The sequence below is a fragment of the Rothia sp. P100 genome, from assembly GCF_023712425.1.
Taxonomy (GTDB): domain Bacteria; phylum Actinomycetota; class Actinomycetes; order Actinomycetales; family Micrococcaceae; genus Rothia; species Rothia endophytica.
On record NZ_JAMAYG010000001.1, the window covers coordinates 873,927 to 900,231 of the forward strand.

25 protein-coding genes are annotated in these 26,305 nt (G+C 58.5%); 9 read left to right on the forward strand and 16 right to left on the reverse strand.

Annotation, left to right across the window (positions count from 1 at the left end; all coding sequences use genetic code 11):
- Positions 1-187 precede the first annotated feature (187 nt).
- The 3 genes from M3668_RS04020 to M3668_RS04030 are packed head-to-tail and all read left to right on the forward strand — an operon-like array spanning position 188 to position 1,301.
- Positions 188-427, forward strand: a complete 240-nt coding sequence (locus M3668_RS04020; RefSeq protein ID WP_251379505.1) for a hypothetical protein — start codon at positions 188-190, stop codon at positions 425-427.
- A gap of 44 nt (positions 428-471) precedes the next feature.
- Entirely contained in the window at positions 472-705 is a 234-nt protein-coding gene (locus M3668_RS04025; protein WP_251379506.1) for a helix-turn-helix domain-containing protein, read from the forward strand.
- Positions 705-1,301, forward strand: a complete 597-nt coding sequence (locus M3668_RS04030) for a hypothetical protein (RefSeq protein ID WP_251379507.1) — start codon at positions 705-707, stop codon at positions 1,299-1,301. Before M3668_RS04025 ends, M3668_RS04030 begins: the two co-directional genes overlap by 1 nt.
- Before the next feature lie 77 nt (positions 1,302-1,378).
- Here M3668_RS04030 and folE read toward each other — a convergent pair whose 3' ends face one another.
- From folE to M3668_RS04060, 6 genes are all read right to left on the reverse strand, one after another.
- Complete coding sequence (gene folE / locus M3668_RS04035) at positions 1,379-1,945, reverse strand: GTP cyclohydrolase I FolE (protein ID WP_251379508.1); 567 nt, start codon at positions 1,943-1,945, stop codon at positions 1,379-1,381.
- Entirely contained in the window at positions 1,945-4,065 is a 2,121-nt protein-coding gene (gene ftsH / locus M3668_RS04040; protein ID WP_285835639.1) for an ATP-dependent zinc metalloprotease FtsH, read from the reverse strand. The genes folE and ftsH overlap by 1 nt, the downstream gene beginning before the upstream one ends.
- Positions 4,066-4,327: 262 nt before the next feature.
- Positions 4,328-4,879: a hypoxanthine phosphoribosyltransferase gene (gene hpt / locus M3668_RS04045; RefSeq protein WP_251379509.1), complete on the reverse strand. Its 552-nt coding sequence runs from the start codon at positions 4,877-4,879 to the stop codon at positions 4,328-4,330.
- A gap of 80 nt (positions 4,880-4,959) precedes the next feature.
- Positions 4,960-6,165 carry a tRNA lysidine(34) synthetase TilS gene (tilS, locus tag M3668_RS04050; protein WP_251379510.1) on the reverse strand — a complete coding sequence of 402 codons (1,206 nt, stop codon included), beginning with the start codon at positions 6,163-6,165 and terminating at the stop codon, positions 4,960-4,962.
- Positions 6,165-7,337, reverse strand: a complete 1,173-nt coding sequence (locus tag M3668_RS04055; protein WP_251379511.1) for an Rv3626c family coenzyme F420 biosynthesis-associated protein — start codon at positions 7,335-7,337, stop codon at positions 6,165-6,167. Before M3668_RS04055 ends, tilS begins: the two co-directional genes overlap by 1 nt.
- Before the next feature lie 98 nt (positions 7,338-7,435).
- On the reverse strand, positions 7,436-7,954 hold the full coding sequence (locus M3668_RS04060) for an inorganic diphosphatase (RefSeq protein ID WP_237202924.1): 519 nt from the start codon (positions 7,952-7,954) through the stop codon (positions 7,436-7,438).
- Positions 7,955-8,079: 125 nt separating this feature from the next.
- Here M3668_RS04060 and M3668_RS04065 point away from each other — a divergent pair, with 125 nt between their 5' ends.
- Positions 8,080-9,486 carry a D-alanyl-D-alanine carboxypeptidase/D-alanyl-D-alanine-endopeptidase gene (locus M3668_RS04065; RefSeq protein ID WP_251379512.1) on the forward strand — a complete coding sequence of 469 codons (1,407 nt, stop codon included), beginning with the start codon at positions 8,080-8,082 and terminating at the stop codon, positions 9,484-9,486.
- A gap of 64 nt (positions 9,487-9,550) precedes the next feature.
- Here M3668_RS04065 and M3668_RS04070 read toward each other — a convergent pair whose 3' ends face one another.
- Complete coding sequence (locus tag M3668_RS04070; protein WP_251379513.1) at positions 9,551-10,663, reverse strand: CAP domain-containing protein; 1,113 nt, start codon at positions 10,661-10,663, stop codon at positions 9,551-9,553.
- Between the two features lie 550 nt (positions 10,664-11,213).
- On the opposite strand from M3668_RS04070, the gene M3668_RS04075 reads away from it, so the two are divergent.
- The 3 genes from M3668_RS04075 to M3668_RS04085 are packed head-to-tail and all read left to right on the forward strand — an operon-like array spanning position 11,214 to position 16,361.
- A complete protein-coding gene (locus M3668_RS04075) occupies positions 11,214-14,963 on the forward strand; it encodes an AAA domain-containing protein (protein ID WP_251379514.1) in 3,750 nt (1,249 codons plus the stop codon).
- Between the two features lie 24 nt (positions 14,964-14,987).
- Positions 14,988-15,713 carry a hypothetical protein gene (locus tag M3668_RS04080; protein WP_251379515.1) on the forward strand — a complete coding sequence of 242 codons (726 nt, stop codon included), beginning with the start codon at positions 14,988-14,990 and terminating at the stop codon, positions 15,711-15,713.
- 42 nt (positions 15,714-15,755) lie between these two features.
- A complete protein-coding gene (locus M3668_RS04085; protein ID WP_251379516.1) occupies positions 15,756-16,361 on the forward strand; it encodes a recombinase RecJ in 606 nt (201 codons plus the stop codon).
- Positions 16,362-16,388: 27 nt separating this feature from the next.
- Here M3668_RS04085 and M3668_RS11105 read toward each other — a convergent pair whose 3' ends face one another.
- From M3668_RS11105 to M3668_RS04105, 4 genes are all read right to left on the reverse strand, one after another.
- Complete coding sequence (locus M3668_RS11105) at positions 16,389-17,312, reverse strand: AEC family transporter (RefSeq protein ID WP_251379517.1); 924 nt, start codon at positions 17,310-17,312, stop codon at positions 16,389-16,391.
- An 87-nt stretch (positions 17,313-17,399) separates the two neighbouring features.
- Positions 17,400-17,753 carry a thiol-disulfide oxidoreductase DCC family protein gene (locus tag M3668_RS04095; RefSeq protein WP_251379518.1) on the reverse strand — a complete coding sequence of 118 codons (354 nt, stop codon included), beginning with the start codon at positions 17,751-17,753 and terminating at the stop codon, positions 17,400-17,402.
- A gap of 6 nt (positions 17,754-17,759) precedes the next feature.
- The gene (locus M3668_RS04100) at positions 17,760-18,272 is read right to left on the reverse strand and encodes an HXXEE domain-containing protein (RefSeq protein ID WP_251379519.1); all 513 of its coding nucleotides are present in this window, start codon (positions 18,270-18,272) and stop codon (positions 17,760-17,762) included.
- 46 nt (positions 18,273-18,318) lie between these two features.
- Complete coding sequence (locus tag M3668_RS04105) at positions 18,319-19,179, reverse strand: HAD family hydrolase (RefSeq protein WP_251379520.1); 861 nt, start codon at positions 19,177-19,179, stop codon at positions 18,319-18,321.
- Positions 19,180-19,288: 109 nt separating this feature from the next.
- Between M3668_RS04105 and M3668_RS04110 the strand changes: the two genes are divergently transcribed.
- Positions 19,289-19,963 carry a metal-dependent transcriptional regulator gene (locus tag M3668_RS04110; protein WP_251379521.1) on the forward strand — a complete coding sequence of 225 codons (675 nt, stop codon included), beginning with the start codon at positions 19,289-19,291 and terminating at the stop codon, positions 19,961-19,963.
- Here the strand turns inward: M3668_RS04110 and M3668_RS04115 are convergent.
- The 4 genes from M3668_RS04115 to serS form a co-directional block, all read right to left on the reverse strand.
- Positions 19,953-20,756, reverse strand: coding sequence for a metal ABC transporter permease (locus tag M3668_RS04115; protein WP_251379711.1), 804 nt, complete (start codon positions 20,754-20,756; stop codon positions 19,953-19,955). The two genes, M3668_RS04110 and M3668_RS04115, sit on opposite strands and share 11 nt — an antisense overlap.
- Positions 20,757-20,787: 31 nt before the next feature.
- Entirely contained in the window at positions 20,788-21,546 is a 759-nt protein-coding gene (locus tag M3668_RS04120; RefSeq protein WP_251379522.1) for a metal ABC transporter ATP-binding protein, read from the reverse strand.
- A gap of 7 nt (positions 21,547-21,553) precedes the next feature.
- Positions 21,554-22,480 carry a metal ABC transporter substrate-binding protein gene (locus M3668_RS04125; protein WP_285835641.1) on the reverse strand — a complete coding sequence of 309 codons (927 nt, stop codon included), beginning with the start codon at positions 22,478-22,480 and terminating at the stop codon, positions 21,554-21,556.
- Between the two features lie 191 nt (positions 22,481-22,671).
- Positions 22,672-23,976 (reverse strand): serine--tRNA ligase, encoded by a 1,305-nt coding sequence (gene serS, locus M3668_RS04130; RefSeq protein ID WP_251379523.1) that lies wholly within the window; start codon positions 23,974-23,976, stop codon positions 22,672-22,674.
- Between the two features lie 119 nt (positions 23,977-24,095).
- On the opposite strand from serS, the gene M3668_RS04135 reads away from it, so the two are divergent.
- A complete protein-coding gene (locus M3668_RS04135) occupies positions 24,096-25,259 on the forward strand; it encodes a diacylglycerol/lipid kinase family protein (RefSeq protein WP_251379524.1) in 1,164 nt (387 codons plus the stop codon).
- Positions 25,260-25,275: 16 nt separating this feature from the next.
- Here M3668_RS04135 and pheA read toward each other — a convergent pair whose 3' ends face one another.
- Complete coding sequence (gene pheA / locus M3668_RS04140; RefSeq protein WP_251379525.1) at positions 25,276-26,229, reverse strand: prephenate dehydratase; 954 nt, start codon at positions 26,227-26,229, stop codon at positions 25,276-25,278.
- Positions 26,230-26,305 lie beyond the last annotated feature (76 nt).

Sequence of the window (26,305 nt, forward strand, 5' to 3'; positions counted from 1 at the left end):
GTCTCCAGTCTAGGGGTCGAAGGTACCTGGTGAGAATCTACCTGGGTTTACAATGATGTTTATGCCTTTATCAATGTGACAGCACAGGGCACTCAAAGACCTTTTGAGTGCCTCTTTTGTGCCGTTCTCATCGCTCTGCATGCACTTGCTCGCGGGAGGCAGCCTTCACACCCACCCGCTCCTCTAGATGCCGACCTGGGCACTGGCTATTCCCCTCTGCGCAGCGCTGTCCAGCCCGCGCCCCTCCTTATCACGCATCAGTGTTCCCGTGCTGTTGGGCCTGGCATTGCCGGTCTTTGGGGTTTCTTTGTTGCTCATGCTGGGCTTGGACGCCGCACTCTACCAGCGTGAAAAGCAAGCGGGGGCACCCATCGGCTCACCCTTCCGTCTGACCTCTTGCCTATCGTTTATCGTTATGCCACACTAGAGCATATCGATAAACGATAGGCTTTTTGATTCAGAGAGGTACGTATGCCACCAGACCAAGAACACCAGATTAGGTGCAACCTTGACCGGCTCCTGGAAGAGCGAAACCTGAGCCTGGTTGAGCTCTCCCAGCAGGTGGGCGTATCGGTTGCCAACCTGTCGGTGCTCAAAAATAACCGCGCTCGCGCCGTCCGCTTTTCAACCCTCACCGCTCTCTGCCACGTCTTAGAGTGCAGCCCGGGCGACCTCTTAGCCTACAACGGCAAAGGAGCCTCCTGATGGGAAAACTCAAAAATTACCTGGGGCTGGACGCCGGCAATAAGAATAAGAACCAGCCAGAAGAGCATAACTTCAGTGTCGCCTACGTCTACACCGGTTTCGCTATCTTCATGATCCTTGGGCTTGCCGTTATACAGTGGCCTGAACAGGGCATCCCCTCTCCCCTGCACCGCTTCAACCCCGAGCTCACCGGCGGCACTCACTGGGTCAGTGCAGAGAATCTCGGCCAGCTCACCGTAGTGGCTGCCTGGGCAGGCTTCATCTGGAAGTTCATGGTCTATCTAGCCACCGCTGTGCTCCTGCATCGGGTAGCTAAAGCCTTCTACCGGAAGGCTGACTTCACCGCCACTGCCCTGGCAACCCTGCGAGCCGTGCCCATCGTCCTGCTGATCGGCATGATTGGCTACTCCATTTTCACTGAGGTGGTGGCCTTTGGTGTCAGCAGGGCCTACGCTCTGGACTCCCTAGAAAAAGAGGCAACTTTCTTCTCAGACCAGGGAATGGTGACCATCCTCTTTATCGCAGCTCTCTTCTTTATTGAAGGAGCATTACGCCGGGGGCTGACCCTTCAAGAGGATACAGACGCCACCATCTAACAGGTGCTCTTGGTGCTAGGACACAACGAAAGGGGCCGGTTTGTTGCTACAAACCGACCCCTTTCTACTATTCAAGGCTAGGAAGCGTTAATAAGGCTCATTGCCTCAGCCCGGGTCGCCGGGTCACGCAGGGCACCGCGCACTGCCGAAGTCACGGTCTTGGTGCCGGGCTTACGCACGCCGCGCATCGACATGCACATGTGCTCAGCCTGCATGACCACAATGGCGCCCAAAGGAGCCAGATGCTCTTCAAGAGCCTCAACCACCTGGGTAGTCAGACGCTCCTGAACCTGAGGGCGCTTAGCGTAAAGATCCACCAGACGTGCCAGCTTAGACAGGCCGGTTACTTTTCCGTCACCACCGGGAATGTAACCAATGTGCGCTGTTCCGTAGAAGGGCACCAGGTGATGCTCGCAGGTAGAGAAGAAGGGGATGTCCTTGACCAGCACCATCTCGGAATGGTCAATATCGAAAGTTGTTCCCAGAATATCGCCGGCATCCATATGCAGACCGGCAAACATCTCGTCGTAGGCACGTGCCACGCGGGCGGGGGTATCTAGGAGACCATCACGCTCGGGGTCTTCACCAATTGCCAGCAGAATCTCACGTACTGCGGCCTCGATACGAGGCTGATCTACCGCCATTAGCGCTGCCCTCCCAGCGGGTCCACATCGGGGGTGCCATCAGGACCAGCCGCGCCGGGGTGGGGTGTGCCATGGTCCATGGGATCAACCACCGGCTGCTGCACAATACCCTCAACGGGAGCACCCTCAGACTCTTCATTCTTACCCTGGTTTGCCTCAGCACGTTCGCTGGGGGCTAGTACAGGGGGGATGTTGGTCTTCTCGCGGGTTTCCTTGGAGTACCAGTGCTCACGCTCAGGGCGCTTGCGTACGTTAGCAAAGATTTCTGCCAGATCCTTTTCTAGCAGGGTTTCCTTCTCCAGCAGAGTCATAGCAAGAGTATCCAGCACGTCACGGTTCTCAACCAGAATCTGGAAAGCCTCGTCGTGGGCACCCTCCAGCAGAGCCTGCACCTCGGCGTCCACAGTGGCAGCCAGAGCGTCGGAATGCTGGTTGCCACCGCCACCGCCACCGCCCAGGAAGGGATCCGATTCTTTAGCGACTAGGCGAACCGAACCTACCTTGGCGCTCATGCCGTATTCGGTCACCATCTTACGCGCGGTGTCGGTTGCCTTCTGAATATCGTTGGACGCACCGGTAGAGGGGTCGTGGAAGACGACCTCTTCAGCCGCGCGGCCACCCATGGCGTAGGCCATCTGATCCAGCAGTTCGTGACGGGTGGTGGAGTACTTATCATCCTGCGGCATAACCATGGTGTACCCCAGGGCGCGGCCACGGGGCAGAATCGTAATCTTAGTGACGGGTGCCGAGTTACGCAGGGCAGCAGCAACCAGGGCGTGGCCGCCCTCGTGATAGGCGGTCACCTTACGATCGTGCTCGTTCATGATGCGGGAAGAACGCTGGGGGCCGGCCATGACGCGGTCAATCGCCTCGTCAATGGCACGCTCATCAATGACATTACCGCCATCGCGGGCCGTCAGCAGGGCCGCTTCATTCATGACGTTAGCCAGGTCAGCACCGGTAAAACCGGGAGTACGCTTAGCTACTGTTCCCAGGTCAACACGGCGATCGATGGGCTTACCTGCGGCGTGCACCTCAAGGATGCGCTGGCGTCCTGCCATATCGGGGGCGTCCACGCCCACCTGGCGGTCAAAACGGCCGGGGCGCAGCAACGCGGGGTCGAGCACATCGGGGCGGTTGGTCGCCGCGATAACGATGATGTTAGAGGTGCCGTCGAAGCCATCCATCTCAACCAGCAGCTGGTTAAGGGTCTGCTCGCGTTCGTCATTACCGCCGCCCATGCCGACGCCGCGCTGGCGGCCCACAGCATCGATTTCATCAACGAAAATAATGGCAGCGGGGTTCTGCTTGGCTTCCTTGAAAAGGTCGCGTACGCGGGAGGCGCCCACACCTACGAACATTTCAACGAAGTCAGAACCTGAAATGGAGAAGAAGGGTACGCCGGCTTCACCAGCAACGGCCTTAGCCAGCAGGGTTTTACCGGTACCGGGAGGACCGTACAGCAGAACACCCTTGGGAATCTTCGCGCCCAGACGGGTGAACTTCTCAGGCTCAGCCAAAAATTCGCGCACCTCTTCAAGCTCAGCCAGAGCCTCATCCACACCGGCAACATCGGCGAAACGCACGGTGGGGTTGTCCTTGTTGAACTTCTTAGCCTTTGACTTAGAGAAGTTCATGATCTGGGAGCTGCCACCGCCCATGCGAGACATCAAGAACCAGAAGAGAGCTACGAGAATGAGGAAGGGCAGCATGAAGGACAGCATGGAGGTAAACCAGTTGGTCTGCACCGGCTGATCCGTGAAGGATTCCAAGCCGGCATCGTCCATAGCCGCCACCACATCATCAGCGCGGGGCTCAACATAGTAGAAAGAAACGGACTTGCCCTGGTTTTCACCAGAACCATTCACGTAGTCATCTTTGAGCTCAAGATCCACGCGCTGATCGCCATCGTAAATCTTGGCGCTGACCGCCTTATCGTCGTTCAGCAGTCCCAGGCCCACGTTGGTATCAACCTGGCGTGCTGATGAGAAGCTGTTAGCAAACAGCATGGGGACCGCAATGAGCACGGCAAGAAGAACCCAGAACCAGGGCCCTGAAATCAGCTTGCCAAAGAACCCCTTCTTCTTGCCATCAGGGGTGTTATCCGTTTTTTGCGTCAATGCCGTGCCTTCCACATCTGACGGGGCTAGGCGAGCCCAACCACTTACATTTTCTATTGCCGCCGCGAACGGGGCCTAAGAACTTAAAGACCTATCTAATGTACCTAAGTTTCCTGAATTCTAACCGTGATGCTGGTTTGTTTCGCCTCTGGGCTAAAGGACAAGCCGGGGCTGCCTCTCCCCTTACCCGCCCTAACCTGGCTTAGATACAGCAGCGCGCAGGTGCCCGGGGGCTACCTGCGCGCTCAATACTAAAGGCAGTTTAGGAGTAAACGTGCGGAGCCAGGGTGACGATGCAGTCCAGGTTGCGGTAGCGCTCCGCGAAGTCAAGACCGTAGCCGACGACGAACTCGGGCTCGATATCCCAACCGACATACTTGACGTCAACATCGGTCTTCACGCTCTTCGGCTTGCGCAGCAGAGTGCAGATTTCCACGGACGCCGCGCCGCGGGACACCAGGTTCTGCTGCAACCACTTGAGGGTCAGGCCTGAATCAATGATGTCCTCAACAATGAGTACATCGCGGCCGGTCAAATCGGTGTCGAGGTCCTTCAAGATACGAACTACGCCGGAGGACTTGGTGCCCGAGCCGTAAGAGGAAACAGCCATCCAGTCCATGGTGTAGTGGGCCTTAAGCGCACGGGAAAGGTCGGCTACCACCATGATCGCGCCCTTGAGTACGCCCACCAGAAGCACGTCCTTGCCCTTGTAATCCTTATCGATCTGAGCGGCAAGCTCCTTAATTTTGGCGTCAATCTCTTCTTTGCTGAAGAGAACGTGCTTGATGTCGTTCTGTACGTCGTTAGCGTCCACGTCTGTTGCTTTCTGGTTGTTTTAAGCTGCTGGCACCGCCGCCGTTACCGGGCGGCGGCGCGTCCTACCTTTAAGTATGGTTACTTTGAGGTGCTGAGTAAAACGATAAGCCCGGTTTTTTTGAGGTTTATCTGTTTTTCCTGGCGTAAAAGGGCGGCCGAGGGGCGGCGGCGATAGGCGCTGACATGGCCCGGTAATTGAACTGGTCCTGCAATGGAGTGTTCTTTCACAAACTCATTCAGAGCCCCTAAACGCTCGAACCCGGGGTTAAAACCACCGGCTTTTTTGACGGCGAGCGCCAGCACTCGGCCCCGCAGAGCTGGGTGAAGGTTCAGCAGGCTGGCGCGGTCCAGCAGTACCAGGTCAGCTGTTTCTGCTGCCGGGGGTAGATTTAGTTTTTCCAGGCCACCCACTTCAGTAAGGCTAGTTTCTACCAGGGTGAGGGCTGCTTCTGCCTGTTGGTGCATGTAGAGAGCGTCCGGCCCGGTGATGGCAGCGGTACGTGCCAGCGAGAGGGCTACGTCCCCTCCCAGGTGCTCCTCAAGATAAGGCAGGATGCTGTGGCGCACTTTGGCGCGCATGAGGGACTGGTCGGTATTGGTGGGGTCGTACCAGGGGTTCAGGTTCTCGGCGGCGCAGATTTCCTCAATCTCACTGCGGCGTACGCTCAAGAGAGGGCGCAGGTAGGTGACACCGTTTTCTTCTTTGAGGGCGGGCATGCCAGCCAGCGACCGGGTGCCTGAACCCCGTGCCAGCCCCAGCAGAACGGTTTCTGCCTGATCATCTAGGGTGTGCCCCAAAAGGACGGCGGCGGCACCGGTTTCGCGGACTGCCTTTTCAAAAGCCCCGTAGCGGGCAAGGCGTGCCGCCATTTCTGGGCCCTCACTACTGGAATTAACCGTGACTTTCTCTACTAAAACCGGCGATAGCCCCATCTGCCGCAGAACGTGGGCGGTGCTCTCGGCAACTTCTCCCGATCCTTCTTGCAGCTGATGGTCCACCACGATGGCACCGGCACGAAGATCACCGCGGCGGGCAAAGTGGGCAGTGAGCGAGGCGAGCGCCAGAGAATCAGGGCCGCCACTGACCGCCACCAGCACCAGGGGCACGGCGGAGTTTTCGTGCTGGATGCCGGCACCCTGCTCGCTCGCGTCCTGCCGGTTTCGAGTAGCCCGGCCTGCAGGGGCCACGGTACCCGACCCCAGGGCGTCATTAAGGGCGGAGGCCAATGCCCCGCGCGCTGCACCCACGGTGGGGTTAAGCCTGCCTTTGCGTGCCTCTTGCATTAGTTCTCCGGGATGGTTTGTGCTGAGATAGTTTTTGCCGGGGCTGCACCGAGTACACGGTCAATCCACGCTTGAGGGCGGGTTATTTCTGTGGCGGCTGGCAGGTTCTCGGGGGATTCCCAGATGCGGTTAAAGTCGCCCATGCCCACCTGATCCACAATGTATTGAACGAACTTTTGCCCGTTTTTGTACTGCAACATTTTGGCATCCATCCCCAAGAGTTTGCCCATGAAGCGGGGGAAGAAGCCCTGGTTTTTGCCGCGACGCTCAAAGCGGCGGCGGATAGTTTTGACGCTGGGCACGATGGAGCCGTCCACGGCGTCCATGACCACGTTGGCATGACCTTCGAGCAGGCTCATGATGGCGGTGACCCGGTCCATAAGCTCCTTGCCCTCAGGGCTAAGCAGGGCGGTGACGCCGGGGGCGGGGGTTCCTTCACCCAGCGCTTCGCGGTTCTTCATACCGCGCACCGCGCCGGTGGCAGCAGAAGCAAGACGTTCGGGTAGGTTCTCAGTGACCTGCCCCAGTTCCCTGGCTAAATCGTGCATCGTGGCCAGCAGGTAATCCCGCAGCCAGGGGGCAGCGGCGAACTGCACCCGGTGGGTCTGCTCGTGCAACGCCACCCAGAGGCGGAAATCTGCGGGGTCAAGATTGAGCTCTTTTTCGAGCTGAACCAGGTTAGGTGCCACGATCATGAGCCTGCCGCCGGACGCTCCGTGACCGGCGAGCGCGGCGTAGGGGTCGTACTGCCCCAGCACGCGGGTGGAGAGGAAGCCCAGCACCGCGCCCAGTTCGGTGGCACCGCCCACCTCGGTGATGGCGTACTGGGTGTCAGTCAGGTGCTCTAGCTTGCTACCCAGCACCTCTTCGGCCACAGGCCCCAGCATGACGTCAAAGGACTGGGCGTTGGCTTGCACCCAGGTGGCGCGGTCAACGATGAGAAGCTCAGAGTCGTGCAGGTTGTGGGCGGCGTCTAAGCCGGTGATGTTATAGACATGATCCACGGCGGCGGTAGCGGCGTAGCGCATATCCTCTACGGCGCTACGCTTGCGCTGGTCTTCTAGCCGAGGCCCGCCGGGGGTGATGAAGCTGGCAACCTTGTGGGCCAACCCAAAATTCAGGGGCACGGAGCGGGCGCTGTCAGGACGCTGGGGAGCGGGTGAGGCATTCATAGACCCCCACTTTACCGTCTGCCCCTTAAAAGGGTCAGTCCCACTACCATTCGGTAGCGGGACTGCACCACTCTCACTCACCGGTGATAGAAAACTGCTTAGTTCTCGTCAGCTTCTGCTTCAGCAGCTGAGTCGTAGTGGGATTCGGCGAAGCGAACCTTAGCTTCTTCAACCAGTTTCTCCGCGAATTCGCGGTCTTCCCAGCCTTCGCCCTTGACCCACTTGCCGGGCTCCAGGTCCTTGTAACGCTCAAAGAAGTGCTTGATTTCGTTCTTGAGCTGCTCGAACACATCGTCAATGGTCTGGATGTGGTCGTAACGCTTGTCGGTAGGAACGCAGAGAACCTTGTCATCGCCGCCGGCTTCATCGGTCATACGGAAGACGCCAACGGGGCGTGACTCTACGAGCACACCGGGAACTACGTCAACGTCGAGGATGACCATGGCGTCCAGGGGGTCACCGTCTTCGCCCAGGGTGTCCTCAAAGTAGCCGTAGGCGGTGGGGTACTGCATGGAGGTGAAGAGAACACGGTCCAGGCGCAGACGGCCGGTTTCGTGGTCGATTTCGTACTTGACGCGTGAGCCGCGGTTGATTTCGATGGTGACGTCGAGCTCCAAGAGGAACCTCCTAGGTTGAAGTATGTGCGCGGGTGCACGAGTGTATCGGGTCTAGTCTAGCGGACAAGGCAAGGCTATGCCGCTCAGGCGGGTTATTGTGGTGGTAGTCGTTTTTGGAGGTTGGCGTGTCTGAGTCTGTTACTACCCGCAAAAAAGCTGCGGGCTGGTGGGCTGCCACCGCCCTGTTAGCCTCAGGTTGCATTGGTGCGGGCACTTGGGCTGTACCTACCTGGTCTGAAACCCAGCGCCTTCAAACAACAGCCATTGCGCCGGCGTCCTTAGCGCAGGTTCAGCAGGTAGAGAGTGCAAGCGAAGGCACCCCGGTGGATGCCGCTACACTCACCGCAGACGCCAACGCTGTGCTTGACTCGCTGGGCCAGGGCACAGCTTCCGCTCAAGTAGTGGACGCAGCGACCGGGCAGGTGCTCTACAGCCGCGACGCCAGTACCGGCCGCGTGCCGGCGTCCAACATGAAAATGCTGGTGGACTACGCCCTGCTGGCCACCGCACCACAGGCTCGTTTTAAAACGTCCGTAGAGCTGGCTGACCCCCAAACCCTCACTTTGGTAGCAGGCGGAGATACTCTACTGGTGCCCGGCGAATCTGACCCCGATGCGGTGATGGGCCATGCCGGTATCACCACCCTGGCGCAGAAAACCGTGGATGCCCTCAAGAGCCAGGGCATCACCGGCGAATTAGCCGTCAATCTGGATACCTCTATCTTCGCCGGGCCTGCGCTCAACTCAGACTGGGCGCAGGAGGATATCGACTCGGGCTTCATGACAGAGGTAACCCCCTTAGCTTTCTTCTCCCACTACTCCCCTGATGGCAGCGGAAGTGAGGCTAGCACCAGCCGCCCCCAGGATGCTCCAGGGCAGGTTCACCAGCAGCTGGTGAGCACTCTTAACCGGGTAGGTAAAGACGCCGGTCTCAGCTTCATCACAGGCGCCCAGAGCCCCAGCGGTGAAGATGCCACCGAGCTGGCTGCCGTGGAATCTGCCACGGCCGCCCAGCAGAGCGCGCTGATGATGCAGCAGTCCGATAATTCCTTGGCAGAGGTGCTGGGGCGTAACCTATCGGTTGCGCGGGGTGGGGATGGTTCCCAGAGTGATGCTCTTGCCCAGATCCGCGCCGTCCTGAGCGAGCAGGGTCTGCCCACTGACTATCAGCAGACAGATATCAGCGGACTGTCTCTCAACAATAAGGTCAGCAACGAGCTGCTTACCGATCTGACACAACGAGCCGTCACCGGCACGGACTCAGAACGACTGGCCCTAGCTGGCCTACCGGTGGCTGGCTACAGCGGCACGCTGGGGCTGACCACGCGGTTTAACAGCCCAGAAGAAGTAGAAGCTCGTGGTCTGGTACGCGCTAAAACTGGCACTCTCAACAGCGTGCTATCGCTGACCGGCTACACCGTCACTGACGGCGGGCGAGTGCTCATCTTCTCGGTCATCATGAATGACTTAGAGGACGCCGAAGCCGCCAAAAATGTTATCGACCGCTTTTCAGCAACCCTCACCGACCGCTAGAAAAACAAAGGCCCCCCACTTCATCTGTCTACGAATGAGGTGCGGGGCGTTGCAGTTGAGGCTGTTAGTTCACCCAAACACCGCGATTGGCGCTCCAGTTAATGGTGACGCCCTTGGAGAAGCTGACGCGGATCACCCCGTCGCTCCCCATAGTTTCGTCTGTGGTGGGGAAACCCAGGGCAGGAGGGCCGCCCAGAGAATACCAGCGGGCAGAAATAGCGCCGCTTTCATTGATAACGCGGGCACCGGTTGAAGGGGTCCAGTAGACGGAGTTGATGCGTCCACCTTTCACAAAATCCTGGCGCACGCTACCCCAGAAATTATATTCAGAGTTCATGGGATAGCCCCAACCGTGCTCAAAGCCAGCACCGGCAAAACGACGACCAATAGTACCTGACCAGTAGATAGTATGGGCTCCTTGCTGAGGAGTCCAGTAGATTGTACGACTATTGGAGAAGTTCTGGATAGCGCCGCCATTGATAGAACCAAATTCGTTACCTGTGGGCTGCCCGAAGAAGTTAGCGCCGCCACGAGCATAGTAGTGGTTGCCAATTGCACCGGTCAGGGCGAAAGCAGGTACCTCTTTAGACCCATCAGACTGGGTGCCTAAATCGGCGGTGATGTTTGAAACGTAATCGTTGGGGCCGCGTCCAGCCTGGTACTCGTAAATACCAACGTTGCCCAGTACGCGCCAGGGCAGAGAGGTGCCGTGACCGTAGGCAAGACCAATGCCCATAACGTTTGCCTGGGGTGCCAGCACGGCGGCGCAGTGGGCGGGCGAGCCCTTCCAGAAGTTAATCAGCACATTCAGGTCATCGTTATAAGAGAGAGCGATGACTTCGCGCACGAAGCTGTACCCCTGAACCGTGGGGTTATAAATAAATTCGGTTCCGTGGGAGAAGTAACCGGCTCGCACCTGACGTTCAGCCTCTACCTGCATCACGGTAGCCACAGTGGCGGAGTGACGCACTGGCCTGAGACCGTTCTGCGCCCTAAAAACGTTGATGAGGTCAAGTAGCCTCTGCTGGTCCGTTGCACGCTGAGTAGCTGAAACGCTACGCAGATCAGAGGGTGCTGCGGTAGCGGCGGTAGCGGCACCGGCTACTGCTAGGCCAGAAAGGGTAAGTGCAGCGACCTGACGTCGAGTAGGCCGCGCAGCTTCAAGAAGATTGTTCACGATGACTCCGATTCGTTGCACCCTAAGGATGCGATGTGGTGTGTGTGTGCAATGTGAAATAGCTGAAGATAACTTTATAGAATCGTGACCTAATTTTTATTATTTCGTTACATGTTTATCGCGAAACTACAGTTTTAGGGGAAAATTCATCAATCACAAAGCGTAGCGGTCATCAATGAATACCTAAGAAACGGCTTGCTTTAATTTGGGACCAGCGTCACCAGAGGTGGTATCAAATTCTCTCTTTCACCGGCGTGGCGAGGTTAAAATAAAGAACCTGTCATGAAAAATTCGACAAGGAATCGGCAAAACGCCAGCAGGAATTAGTTAACCTTCTATTAATAATAGAAGGTAATCGAACATACTTTCGCATTATTTTCTAATACGAATATACCTTGTAAGACAGCTCATAACTGACCTCTGATGTCTTTATATACTGACCAAACAATGGCTCCCCGGGTCTTGTTACCGGCCAACCTACGCCCCTACGGGCGACCCTAAAGTGTCAGCCCCTCTTGCTAGCCTTAGAGAAACATATCAAGGAGCACCTATGTTCTTTACCGCATCAGAACCTTCAAACACCGCTAGTGATGCATCCCTGCGTCCGGTTTTTTCTGCCTCTGATCTGGTGAAGTCTGCTCAGTGTGAGTTCTCTGTTTTGCACACCGCGGATCAAAAGCTGGGGCGGGTGCCCCGTGATGAGCAGGTGGTCAACGAAAGCAGGGCTCGCGCAGCTACTCTGGGTGAAGCTCACGAAGCCAGGGTTCTTGCCGATTTAGTCTCTGCCTATGGCATGTGGGACGGCGAGCGGGGTGTCTACGAGGTGGAGCCGGCAGCTACCTATACTTCGGAGGCTCTCAAAGAGAAACACGAAGAATCTCTTAGAGCTCTCAGAGCCGGCGCGGATGTAGTCTTTCAAGCTTCCTTTTTTGACGGTGAGTTTCACGGTCGCGCAGACTTTCTGGTCAAGCAAGCAAATGGTACCTACCGGGTAGTTGATTCCAAACTGGCACGTACCGCCCGGGTCACTGCCCTTTTACAGCTGGCTGCCTACGCTGATCAACTATCCCAGGCGGGTATTGAGGTAGACCGTCACGCTTCGCTCATTCTGGGCAATGGAGTTGAATCCCTTCACAATCTAGATACCATTACCCCCGTTTTTGAAGAGAAGCGGGAGCGTTTGAGGGTGTTGCTGAGCCTCCACTGCCAGCGTGGGCGCGAGCCGATGCAGTGGCATTCAGACCCTGACTACGGCAGAATCAGCCGCTGCGGCGTCTGTGATGAGTGCCTGCTTCAGGTGCAGGAGCACAGAGATATTATGCTCACCCAGGGCATGACGGCGCGCTCCCGCAATCTCTTGATAGAGCGGCACGGGGTGCACCGTATAGAGGAACTGGCGCAGTTGGCAGGTCAGCCTGGTTTGAGCGGTGCCACTCGTAAATTTGCTGAGCAGGCGGCTTTGCAAACGGGGCTCGCGCAACCGGATGCTTCGGTCGCCTTTGAGAGCGGAGGCCAGCAGCAGAGCGTGAGCTATAAGCTGCTCCCCAAGCATTCATTGGGGCAGCTGCCGCGGGCTAGTTCTGAAGATATTTTTCTCAGCCTGAGGGGTGATGGTCTCTGGCGCGATGAGAGCCACCCCAATGGGCAGCACTCCTGGGGGCTGAGCTACTTGCTGGGCCTAACCTCCTATTCGGAGCCGGGCCAGGCACCCAGCTTCACCCCGGTCTGGGCACACAGCCGGTCAGAGGAAAAACAGCTTCTTCTCTCCTTCCTCAATGCCGTGCATCAGAGGCGTACAGGCTACCCCGGCTTGCACATCTATCACTTCGGTGCGCAGACCAAGAACGCGCTACGTCAGCTAGCGGCCCAGCACAGCCTGGGCGAGGACTATATCGCAGAGCTACTGCGGCATAACATTCTGGTGGATCTGTCCGAAGTGCTGCGTCGGTCCTTACGGGTCTCTGCGGGCACGGCTTCTCTAGCGGGTATAGAACCCTTGTACATACAGGGGCAGAGCCGAGCTTTTGAGATTCCGGAAGGAGCCTACGCAGATTTGGGTACTGCCCGTGCCGCCGGTGATAGCCAGCGAGTTGCGGCTATTACCTCTGCTGTGGAGACCGATGTGCAGTTTGACGGAGTTTCTCTGCTGGGCTTGCGCAACTGGCTTATGGAGTTAGCAGGGCGTGACGCCCGGGACGAGACCAGGGAGCCCACTCCCCTAGTTGATGTCAGCGAGCTTCTAATGCAGTCCGGTAAAGACGAACAGGAAACGCAGGTGGAGCGCACCCTGCAGCGCTTCGTGGCGGGCGTTGATATGGCTGATGCCCTTACTCGCCAGAAGGAAGCGGTGGCTATGGTTGCTTCTGCTACCGGCTACCATCGCAGGGAGCGCCGCCAGTTTTGGTGGGACCATTTTGACCGTTTAACCGCTCCGGTAGATGACTGGGAAGAGACCCGGGACGTCCTCATTTTTGAGCGAGTGGGTGTGCAGGAGGACTGGCACAAACCTGCCGGTGCCCGCAGTCTCTCGCGGATTCTAGCCGGCACTGCGCGCCTGGCGCCGGGATCTTCGCTCAAGGTGGGCGATAAGAACCTTTTTGCCATGTATGCCCGCCCCCTGCCCGAGTTTTTGCAGCAACAAACCCACCAGCAGGCACTGGAATACGCGGCGCTGCACGAGGGCGTCCTGCCAGCACCGCCTGAGCGGGCAGGTGCCTTCAACAGCGAGATACTCGATGTAGAAGAGGTCGAAGGTGAGGACGCCCTAGTACGGATTAGAGTGCGCGAGAGTCTCAAAGGTTTTGGGGAGGGGCAGCCTGAACTTTACCGGGCACTGCCCCTGGCCGTGACCCCCTCCACCCCTATCCCCACAAAAGCCCAGGAAGATTCTCTCTTAGAGTTGGCGAGCGCCACCGCGCAATCCCTACCTCACTTGCCGCAAACTGCCGGAACCGACCTGCTTCTGCGGGCGTCCCCGCGGCTGAAAACAGGGGGACAGCTGCCGCGTCCGGCTGATTTCGCACAGACTCACGGCAGTATGGCAACGGTTCAGGCGATTTACTCGGCGGTGGCTGAGCTTGACCGTTCTTTTGTAGCGGTTCAGGGCCCTCCCGGTTCTGGCAAGACCTTTGTAGGCTCCCACGTGATTGGACGGCTAGTAGCTGAGGGCTGGAAGGTGGGCATTGTTGCCCAGAGCCACGCGGTGGTGGAGAACATGCTGCTAGGTTGCATCAAGAATGGCGGGGTTGACCCCGAACAGGTAGCTAAGGGTCTGGGGAAGAGCCAGACCCCGGACTTCCCCTGGCAGGAAGTACGCAATCCTGAAGTTCAGCGCTTCATGGATGGCGCGGGCGGGCGAATTTTTGGGGGCACTGCCTGGGATTTCGCGTCCGACCGCAAGTTCCGCGCAGAGTCGCTAGATTTGCTGGTGATCGATGAGGCGGGCCAGTATTCCCTGGCCAATACACTTGCGGTAGCCCGGTCAGCTAAGAACCTCTTGCTCTTGGGTGACCCTGCCCAGCTACCCCAGGTTACCCAAGGTACCCACCCCTACCCGGTAGACGAGTCAGCATTGGGCTGGCTCTCTGACGGGCGTACGGTGCTCCCCGAGACGTTTGGCTACTTTTTGGATGTTAGCTGGCGCATGCACCCGGCGCTCTGCGCCCCGGTCTCCGCGCTGTCCTACGAGGGCAAGCTCAGCTCGGCGCCGGCCGGGGCTGAGCGTCTTCTAGAGACCTGGCAACCGGGGGTTTATGTGAGCGAGGTGGAGCACAGCGGCAACGGCACCTTCTCCGTCAAGGAAGCAGCCGAGGTGGTACGCCTGGCCCGCAGTTTCTTGGGGCATCAGTGGACGCCCTCCCTCCAGGAGCCCGAGAGCACCAGACCCTTGGAGCCTGAGGACATCATTGTGGTGGCAGCCTACAATGCCCAGGTTGAGACTATTCGCGAAGCCCTCTTAGAGGCTGGCCTAGCTGATGAAGACGGCGGGGTGCGGGTGGGCACGGTCGATAAGTTCCAGGGCCAGGAGGCGCCGGTGGTGTTAGTTTCTATGGCGGCATCCAGCGCCGGGGACTCCCCGCGTGGCACTGACTTTCTACTGTCGTCCAACCGCCTGAATGTTGCCCTTTCGCGCGGCATGTGGGCGGCGGTCGTCATTAAGTCAGCTAGCTTCACCCACTTTCTGCCCGTCTCATCGGAGGCACTGGCGCTTCTGGGCGGCTTCATCAAACTCACCCGTTCGGCACTGCCCCTACCGAGCTGTGCGGCGCTACCCAAGCGCCCTGCAAGAGAGCATAATTAGACCGGTACGTTACAAGGAGAGAGCATGGCACTAACCCCCACCCATCGATCACGATCACCCTACATTTTTCATTTTGATGGGCAGACCGTGGCTCTTGGTGAGCCTGACTTTTTGCAGCGTATCAACGACCGGCTCACCGAGCAGAGCTACACCACCCGGCCCACTTTCTGGGACCAGGCCTACCTAGCCGACCTGTCGATGCAGAACCCCGAAAATTTTAGCCCCGGGTTAGAACAGTTCGGTGCCCCCGGTGACCCTGCCCTGCTCAACAGCGTGGGGGTGAGCTGTTCTCAAGAAGAATTCTGGTCTGCCATGTATGCCCGCAGCTTCGCGTCCACCCCCTGGTCAAAGGGCGAAGAAACGCTCTACATGCCGCAGCTACCCAGCTGGTTAGAAAAAGCCCGCGCCTGGGTCTTTGACCCGATTGCTCCTTCGGAAGGCGCTATCGATGCAGCCGGCTGGGTGCGGGTGCGCGGGCGGGACGGCGGCGGTCAGCCGGTAGGGCTCTTTCAGCTGACCAGCCCTGACTCCTTCTGGGTCTTTGGGTCAGATGTTGATTTGGCAGGTGTAGCGGACCTCTGCCGTTCCCTCGCCAAACTACGCACCGGTTTTGACCAGATAAGTGTCTACCTGGGCTACGATCTGTCCTGCAGCAGCATCGCTCTGCCTCTTGAATGCCGCCAACCCCTGGAAGAAGAGCTCTTCCTGATGGGCGTTGATACTGAGACCCTTTTCTGGGACGAGGGGTAGCTACCCCCACACAGACCGGGTGAGTAGGGCATACTGGAAACCGTGTTTGTTCTAACCTTTATCGCCCGATTAGCTAGCTCCGATATGTCCGCGCTCGCTCAGCGCTTGGAGCAGCTAGAGCCCACCGTAGGTTTTGCACAGACCTACCATGATGAACTACAGGGCGCTTTCGACACTGCCCAGGACGCTCTGGCGGCCGCCCTTCTGGGTGCTCGTTACGGCGAATTTTGGGTGGGTATCGGCGTCGGTTCCCTCACCCTACCCCGTTTTGCTACCGCTCTGGGAGTCGTAGCAACCACCGACTGCGAAGGTGCTGCCCTCAACGCTTCACGCGCCGCAGTAGAGCTGGCGCAGACCGGTGCACCTCCACGCGGTATCTGCCTGAACACCCGGGATCGCGAGAAGGCTGAGCAAGTCACCGGGCTGCTTCGCCTGCTCTACCGAGTGACTGCCGCCCGCACCGAGGCCGAATGGCGCGTCCTTGATCTGCTCATCCCGGGGGTGCGCGGTCAGCAAAAAGCCGTGGCACAGGCTCTGGGTATTACCTCGCAGGCGGTCAGTAAGACGCTAGTGCGCTCCCTCTGGCACGAAGAGCTAGCCACCCGCCCCCTGCTGGAACATCTCATGGAGCAGTTGAACGCCGCCTAACCAACCTGCCTGCAGAAGCTGCTGCCGCTAGGCAAGCAGTAACGAAACCACCAGGATGACGGGCACCGCCCCGATGGTGGACAGCAGCACGATGTCACGGGAAAGACCGACCGCCACGTTATAGCGCACCGCGAAGTTATACATGTTCTGTGCACTAGGGAGCGCCGCTAACACGGTGGTTGCGAAGACCTCCTGCGCATCAAGCCCGAAAACAAACTGGGCCAAGAGGTAGGCGAGCAGGGGCATCAGTACGTTCTTGAAGCTGGCGGCCAGAACAGTTTCAAGCTTTTGCCCGGGGGTATCGAGCAGACGCGAACCGCGCAGGGACATACCAAAAGCGGCAAGAATAAGGGGTACGCCGGCACCACCCAGAATTCGCAGGGGTTCAATTACGATATCCGGCGGGGTAAGCCCAGAGATATTGACCAGCAGGCCGAGCGCTGACCCAATAATCAGCGGATTCTTGACCGGCTGACTCATCACCGTGGTGAGCGAGGGGCGGCGACCGGTTGAAACCGTATCGAGGATCGTCAACACGATTGGCGCGGCAATCAGAAGCTGAAAGAGCAAGATGGGTGCAACCTGCGCGGCGTCCCCCACGATATAAGTAGCTACCGGCAGACCCATATTGTTAGCATTAATGTAACCCGAGGAGGCAGCGCCCACAGTAACCCTCCCGGCACTTTTCTTCAGCAAAAACCGCGCAATCAGTGCGTAGAGTAGGGCAACGACGCTGAAGCTCAGCACAGCAATGGGTAGCCGGGCAGAGAAAATAACGCGCAGATCAGCGTGCGCCATGGTGACGAACATGAGCGGCGGCAGGGCAACAAAGAAAGCAAACTTATTGAGTGCTAGGCCCGAGTTTGGGGGAAGGATATCCAGGCGGGCGACCAGGTATCCAACCCCGACTACCACGGCAATAATCGTGAAACCCTCTAAAACTCCAACCACGCGGCGCCCTCCTTGCTCTGCCTCTCTAGGCTAGCAAGGTGAGCGGTAGCCAGGTGTAAGAGTGACCCTTTATGACGGCTCTAGCTCTTAGGTTTTGAGGGTGCAGGTGGTGGAGCGGTTATCTGCAACCACACGGTAGACCCGTTCAGCGACGGGGCGGATGAGGGGCTGGGTGAGCAGGACGCCGGCAGCCCGCACCGGAACATAGCGGCTGGTGCGCAGGGCTAGGCCAATAGCGAGCGCGCCGTAGGCCACCTGCCCCTGTTCGGTGCGGAAGGGTATCTGCCGTATGAAGCGCTCTAGTTGTACCCCGGCGTCCAGCAGGGTTTCTGCTTCGCCGGGAACGACGCGCGCTGTGAGCCCGGCGTGTGCCAGTAGGTTGGCCGCACGCTGGCACATCCCGCAGTCGGGGTCATAGAACAAGGTGCCGGTCTCGGTCATGAGGCTCTACTTTCCCCAGGCCCTAGCGCCTATCACCCAACGTGCGAGCCGTAGATAACCTATGATGATGGGAAAACTCAGAACTCCTGCCCCGAGGGCCGTCCAGCCTACAGTCATTCTGGTCATGCCCAGCTCTCTACGGATACGGGAAATATAGTTGAGAGAGCTAAAGAGCATGACCGGTGCAGTAGCCAGCCCGGGGTTATAACGTTTCTCTCTCAATGCCCGCCCCACATGCGCTAGAGAATTCACTGCCAGTGCCCCTGCAGCCCCCACCTGGGCTATTCCTACAGCGCGGTTGCGGAACGGAGCGCACAGGATGCCGGCAGACGTTAGGGTAATCAGCCCAGTGCCTACTGCCATATTCCGGGGAGCATAGTCTTCTGGCATTAACCCCACTCTGGCAAGTAACTGCGGCGAGACCGGCAGGTGGTCTTGCATATAACCTATTTCCTCAGCATTGTGCAGGCTGAAAATCCCTACCAGGGCTGGTGCTGAAGATAGGATTCTTACTTTCATCTTTTGGTACATCCCATCACTCAGTAAGGTCAGCGAGTAAGGGCATCTAGAGCAGTTCGCGCAGAATCGGCACGAGGCCGTCTTCATAGACGCTGCCGGTGACGTCGGTGGCAAGTGCAGCAATTTCAGCTGGCGCTTGGCCCATAGCTACGCCACGGGCAGCCCAGTGAATCATTTCTTTGTCGTTGTAGCCATCGCCCACCGCAACGGTGTGGCGGGGATCAACGCTCAAGCGGCGGCGAATCTGTTCGAGGGCTGATGCCTTTGAAACACCGTGAGCGGCGATATCAAGCCAGGCGCTCCAGCCCACCGCGTAGTTAACGCCGTGCAGACCCACATCGTAGATAGCACGCTTGAAGTCATCGGGGGTTTGGGTTGAGGATGAGACCACCACACGAACCGCAGACTCCATAGCAGCCATCTCGGTGCGGGTTCTTTTCACGGTGTTAGCGCCAAAGGACCAGTCTTCAAAGTTTTCGGTGGCGTAGACGGTGCCATCGGGGGCTTCAAGAGCCAGAGAGGCATCGGGCAAACGTTTTTTGATCATGGTGATGGCGTGGGAGGGGTCAAAGCAGACCCTGTCCAGGATGCGGTAGCCGTCCTGGACCGCGGGGTCAATTTCAAGGGTTACTCCGCCATTGGAGCTCACCGCGTACCCTCTGGTCATGCCCACCATGTTCACGATGGGCAGGGTGGCACCCATGGAACGTCCGGTAGAAATGACCACGTGGTGACCAGCAGCCACTACAGCCTGGGCAGCTTCTTTGACGGCCTCGCTCATAACGCCGTCGTGGTTAACCAAGGTTCCGTCGATATCGAGGGCCACCAGGTACTTGACCCCGTCTTCCTTCTGCCAGTTAGAGCGTCGGGGCGGGTTTACTTCTAGATCTTTCATTGCAGCAATCACGCCTTTCAGTCTTGCAACTGGCTCTAGCCTACACCTTGCTCCCAGGCGAACAGGAGGTGAAAACTGTGGGACGGGCAGGGGTGAGTCGGCCTGCTCTAGACTGTTACCTATGCCTCTTGACCATCTTTCTGATAGCACCCAAAATTACCTCAAAATTATCTGGAGCATCACCGAGCATGCTGACGCCCCCGCCACCACCTCGGTGATTGCCGCGCGTGCCGGGTTGCGGCTATCGTCCGTATCGGATGCCGTGAAGCGGCTGGTAGCTGCCGGGTTGGTGGAGCACCAGCCCTACGGAGCGATTGAGCTAACTCAAGAAGGCCAGGCAGCGGCCCTGCAGGTGATTCGTCGCCACCGCCTCATTGAAACCTTTCTGGTGAAAACCCTGGGCTACACCTGGGATCAGGTGCATGATGAAGCTGAGGTGCTAGAACATGCTGTCTCTGATCTGATGGTTGAACGTATCGATGCGGTGCTGGGGCACCCCACTCGTGACCCTCATGGCGACCCTATTCCTTCGGTCTCGGGCGAGGTAGATAAACTGGCTGGCCTCACTCTAGAGCAGGCTTGCGAGGGCCAGCAGCTGGTAGTTGAACGCATTTCGGACGCTGACCCCGCCCTGCTACGTTTTCTCGCTCAACAGGGGGTCGGCCCCGAGGCGAAATTGACCGTGCTCTCCCGGGACGCAACAGGTCACATCACTCTGTCTACTAGGGGCGAAGCCACCTTTGCGCTCTCCCCTCAGTGCGCTGCTGCTGTCTTTGTGACAACGGCTACTTCCTAACTTTTCTGCGCGGGCGCAGCAGGCCGTGTTGCGGGGCAAAGAGATAGGCGCAAATGAAAATAGCACCCAGCGCCAGTACCACGGCACCACCGGCTGAAACATCGAGGTGGAAGCTGGCGTAGAGCCCTACCAGAGAACCCAGCACCGAAACACAGGCAGAGATGGCTAACATGGGTGCGAAACGGTCAGTCAGCAGGCGGGCAGTCGACCCAGGAATAACCAACAGTGCGACCACTAGCACCACTCCCACGATTTGCAGGGCCAGCACCGAGGTCAACGCCAGACAGACCAGCAACAGACCAGCCAAAAAACGGGGGCGTAGACCAATAGCGTGGGCATAGCCGGGGTCAAAGGCGTAGAGGGTTAAGTCTCGTTGCTTAAAGAGCAGGGCGGCCGTCACCAGAACACCCAGGGTAGCAAGCTGGAGCACATCAGCCCAGGCGACCCCCAGCACATTACCGAAGAGGATGCTATGCAGGTCAGTTTGGGAGGGAGTCACCGAGATGAGCACCAGTCCCAGCGCGAACATGACGGTAAAAACAATGCCGATGGCGGCGTCCTCACGGATGCGCCCTTTAGAGCGCACCGCCCCTATCAGCCCCACCGCTACCAGCCCAGCGACGACTGCACCCACGGCGAAGGGTACCCCGGTCATGTAAGCGAGTACCACTCCGGGAAGCACTGCGTGGGAGATAGCGTCACCCATCAGGGACCAACCCATGAGCACCAACCAGCAAGAGAGTAGGGCGCAAACTAGGGCTGCTAGTACCGTGACGAGAAAACCGCGCTGCATAAAACCGTAGGTTAGAGGGTCTATCAGAAGCTCATACACCGCTGCCTCCTAGGGGGTTCATACCAAAAGCGCGCACTAGGTTCTCGGGAGCCAGCACGGCACCCGGCTCCCCGCTGAGCAGCACCTCATTCCGCAACAGCACGGCGGTATCAGCTAATTCGGCTAAATTGGCTAGGTCATGGGTAGAAATCAGGACGCCCGCCCCAGCATCCCGAAGTTGGCGTAGCAAGCTCATCAGCATGGTCTCACTACGTTTATCGACTCCGGCAAAGGGTTCATCCAACAGAAGCAGGCGAGCGCCCTGGGCCAAACCGCGGGCTACAAAAGCACGTTTCCGCTGGCCACCAGACAGGTTGCCGATTTGCCGGTGGGCAAGATCAAGAAGATCAACACGTTCAAGTGCTTCATCAACCGCCGCCCGGTCTGCTGCCTTTAAGCGTCGTGTGGGGCCCAAGCGCCCGTATCGCCCCATCGAAACCACATCCCGCACTGACACCGGGAAGGTGAAGTCGATGTCCTCACTCTGCGGCACATAACTCACCAGGCCCAGTTTGCGAGCCTGCGTAGGTGTTTGACCGTCAATGAGCACCTGCCCCTCAGCCGGGGTGACTCCCATAATCGCTTTAAAGAGAGTGGATTTACCGGACCCGTTCATGCCCACCAGCCCGCAGATTTCACCGGACTGGACGCTTAGTGAGGCACCCTTGAGGGCCTGCACCTCGCCGTAGTTCACGGTCAGACCCTGAGCGTCCAGCAAGGGCTCAGCTGGCTGGTCGCTGCTCTTGGTCACAGGAAACTTACTGGCCGAGCGCACGAGCAATCACCTCCGCATCATGGCGTATCAAATCCAAGTAGGTAGGCACATCCCCGCCCTCCTGCGATAGGGAGTCAACATAGAGCTCACCGGCGTAGGTAGCACCAGATTCAGCGGCAACCTGCTGCATGGTATCTGCGGGCACGGTGGTCTCGCAGAAGACAGCAGGCACCTGTTGCTCCTTTACAAAGGTTGCCACCTCGGCCACTCGGGCGGCTGAGGGGTTACCATCACTGTTCACTGCCCAGAGGTACTTCTCAGTGAGCCCCGCATCCGCTGCCAGGTAGGAGAAGGCGCCTTCGCAGGTCACTAAGGCGCGTTGATGCTGTGGCAGGTCACCCAGGTCGGTGATCAGCTGGTCATGTACAGCCTGTAGCTCCTGCTTGTAGGCGCTGGCATTCGCTGCGAAGTCAGCAGCGTGTTGGGGGTAAAGATCGGCCAAAGCAGCGGCAATATTGTCCACATACATTTGGGCAGCTAGCGGGCTCATCCAGGCATGAGGGTTGGGCTTATCAGCTGAGTCGCCTTCCGCGATACCGATGGTCTGAACACCTTCAGAGACCGTCACGCTTTCCGCATCGGCGTCCTGCAAGAACTGCTCTAACCAGCCTTCCAGGTGCAAGCCATTGACGAGAATGAGGTCAGCATCTGCTGCCTTTCTCACGTCAGATGGCACCGGGTCATAGTCGTGAATTTCAACCCCTGGCTTGGTTAAAGACTGCACCTCTAGGTGTTCGCCTGCCACGTTTTGGGCGAGATCGGCCAGAACGGTGAAGGTAGCTAACACGGTGGGCTTGCCACTATCGGCAGGTTCAGGGGAGGAGCAGGCAGTCACTAGCCCGGTGATTGCAACCAGGCAGGTTATGAGAAAAGTACGCTCTGAAATGAGCCTTGGCCACCAAGTCATCATGGGCATTTTGTCCCTTCGGGGTTAGGCAGAGCCTTGCGGGGTGCGTCCTTGCAACCGTTGAAGTATTCTGGCCTGTGTGCCTCCATCATAAGTTCGCCTCAACGAACTTTCAAATTTTGGGGTAGAAAATAGCGCGGCGCCCCTTCATACGGTGATGAAAGGACGTCGCGCTACTACTGTTCAGCTACCCTTTAGGATGCTACCGGGATGATCTCTAGCCCACCCATGTAGGGGCGAAGCGCCTCGGGGATGCGCACTGAGCCGTCTGCCTGCTGGTGGGTTTCCAGCAGTGCAACAATCCAGCGAGTGGTTGCCAGGGTGCCGTTGAGGGTGGCCACCGAGCGGGTGCCACCCTTCTTGGTCTTACCCTCAGCAGTTACGGTGTCAGCCTGGCGCTCACGTATATTCAGACGGCGTGCCTGATAGGTGGTGCAGTTGGAGGTCGAGGTCAGCTCGCGGAAAGCGCCCTGGGTAGGAACCCACGCTTCGCAGTCAAACTTACGGGCAGCGGATGAACCTAGGTCGCCCGCCGCGGTGTCGATGACGCGGTAGGACAGCTCGCACTTAGCCAGCATCTCCTCTTCCCAGGCCAACATCTTGGCGTGCATCTCTTCCGCCTCTTCAACGGGGCAGTAGACAAACATTTCTGCTTTGTTGAACTGGTGCACGCGGATGATGCCGCGGGTATCCTTACCGGCAGAGCCAGCTTCGCGGCGGTAGCAGGAGGACCAACCCAGGTACTTCTTCGGGCCCTTTTCGAAGTCAATGATTTCATCGGCGTGGTAGCCGGCGAGCGCCACCTCGGAGGTGCCCACCAGGTAGAGGTCATCGCGTTCTAGGCGGTAAATCTCATCGTCGTGCTCCACGTTGAAGCCGGTGCCGTTCATGGTTTCGGGGCGCACCAGGGTGGGGGTGGTCATCATGGTGAAACCGTTGGCGGTTGCCTGATCGAGGGCCATCCACATCAGAGCCTGCTCCAGGCGGGCTACATGGCCCTTGAGGAAGTAGAAGCGGGAGCCAGATACCTTAGCACCGCGCGCCATATCAATACCGTCCACCAATTCACCGATTTCTAGGTGGTCGCGGGGCTCAAAGCCTTCGGCCTCAAAATTGCGGGGTTCACCTACGGTCTTGACAACGGTGTAGTCGTCTTCGCCGCCGGCGGGGATGCCATCAATGATCAGGTTGGCCACCGAGCTGACCAGTTGTTCCTGGTTCTTCTGAGCTTCCTCGCTAGCTGCCTTAGCTTCTGAAACCTTCTGCGAAAGCTCCTTTACCTCAGCCAGTAGCGCCTGCTTTTCTTCCTTAGCAGCCTTGCCAATTTTCTTTGAGAAGACGTTCTGCTCTGCACGCAGGGCCTCAAATTCAGAGATTTTCTGGCGGCGGGTAGTGTCAGCTTCCAGAATCTGGTCGATGAGGGTTTCGTCGGCGCCACGGGCACGCTGGGAGGCGCGGAAAGCGTCGGGGGTTTCGCGGAGGAGGTTAATGTCGATCATGCCCTTAAATTTACCGCAGTTTTAGAGAGGTTCTAGTTTTAAACGGTGCGAGCACTGTCAAGGAGACGCCTGTAGCGTACTACACACCACAAGTGGCTTCTTTTCAGTATGCTAAACATATGGTTTCCCGTTCAACAATTCTTGTGGCTTCTGTAACTGGTGCTGGGGTGGCCGCCACTGCGTCCGCTCTCTTGATGCGTCGGGCAAGACTCGCCCGCCCGGATCTCTTCCCGGTTTACCGCCCCCTGCACCGCATGATTGAACCGGGTGAACCGCGGCAGGTAGCGGTGATTTATAACCCCACTAAAACCCGGGCGGAGGCAGCGGTACGCATGATTACCGCCCAGCTGGGTTTCGCTAATTGGCCGCGTGCTTTCTTCTACGAGAGCACTCTTGAGGATCCCGGTACCGGTCTTGCTCAGCAGGCCGTCAAAGACGGCGCCGATATCGTGATTGCTGTGGGCGGTGACGGCACCGTACGCGCCGTGGCCAACGGGCTAGCTGGTACGGACGCCCGGCTGGGTGTGGTACCCCTGGGTACCGGCAATTTGCTAGCGCGCAACCTTGAACTTGATATTTCTGACCTCAACGGCTGTATTAACGTGGCCCTGCACGGCACCAGCCAGGCCATTGACATGATTCATCTTGAGCTGACCGGTCACGGCAAGGAGCTTGACCCCATTGACTACCTGGTCATGGGCGGGGCCGGGTTTGATGCCCAAATTATGAACGACACCCGCGAGGATTTGAAGGCGAAAATTGGTTGGTTGGCCTACGTGGGTGCCAGCTTCAAACACGTCTTTACCCGCCGGCGTCCTGCACAGATTTCTGTGGATGGCGGCACCCCCTTTGCCCGAAAAATCCGCACCGTTCTGATTGCCAACTGCGGCAAGATTCAAGGCGGGCTTAATCTGGCGTCAGTTGCTGAAGCTTCAGACGGGCGTCTTGAGGTGATTGTTCTGACCCCGCGCAACGTGGTCAGCTGGCTACGCCTGGCTGGGCAGTACATGACACGCCGCCCCGACACCCGCTTCCCCGTTGTAGAGCACTTTGTGGGCACTAGCGTAACGGTGGACTTCCCCCGCCAGCCCCTGCCCGTTGAGGTGGATGGAGATGTGCTGGGCGAGGTTGACTCGATGACAGCCACCGTGGTGCCCGGCGCTGTGAACGTTAACGTCTACCCTGAAGAGCTGGAGATCCGCACCTTCTCTGACCTGGTCGAAGCGCGTGAAGACCTGGTTGAACAGCAGGTGCGCTGGTGGCAGAGGCTACTGCGGCTCTAACGGCACCCATCGGACCTTAGATGTTGTGTTTGAGACCCTCAGGGCGGCCACCGACAAAGAGGGCCTCAACCCAATCGCGGGCGGCGTCAAAGGCATCCTCGCTGTGGAGGGTGTCTACAGCGGTGACGCGCTGGTCAGCGCGGGGATAAGAGCCCAAATACTGCACCCCCGGTGAGACCCGGTGGATGCCGCGCAGGGCGTCCCGCACACGAGCATCATGCAGGTGCCCATCAATATCGATGGAGAAAAAGTAGGAGCCCAAGAACTCGCCGGTGGGGCGCGATTCAATGCGGGAGAGGTTGATCCCGCGAGTAGAGAACTGTTCGAGCAGGTCAAGCAGCGCGCCAGGGCGATCTTGCGGCAGCGGAATCACCAGGGTGGTTTTGTCAGCTCCTGTGGGAGCAGGCGCAGGTTTGTTGCGGGCAACCAGCACAAAGCGGGTGACCGCGTTCTTGTTATCACCGATGTTGTGCGCTAGCATCTCAAGGTCCGGGTGTTGCTGAGCTACCGTGGGCGAGCAGACAGCTGCCTGGTAGCCGGGGTTTTCATGGAGCAACCCCAGTGCAGCAGCGGCTGTGGACGATCCCGGCACGTAGTCCACACCCCGCAGGTTAGCTGCCACCCAGGCACGCACCTGCGCCCAGGCGTGGGTGTGGGTTGAAACGGTTCTAATATCTTCAAGGCTCACACCGGGGCGGGCTACCAACACGAAGGTGATGGGCACCAAAACTTCGCGGATAATCCGTAGATCAGCACCGCCTGCAGCGATAGCATCCAGGGTTGCAGTCACCCCACCTTCCACCGAGTTCTCGATGGGCACCATGGCGGCATCTGCCTCCCCGTTGCGTAGTCGCTCCAAAGCATCAGGGACGCTCGTAGCGGGCACACGGGCAGCATCCAGGGCGCCGGGTACGGTCAGCAGAGCTGCTTCGGTGAAGGTGCCGCTGGGGCCTAGGTAGGTGTAACGCATGGTTAACCAGTCTAGTGCGCCCCTTGGCCCTATCCTAGGGGGTGCGGGGCAGCGTCCGGCAGGTGAGAGAAACGGC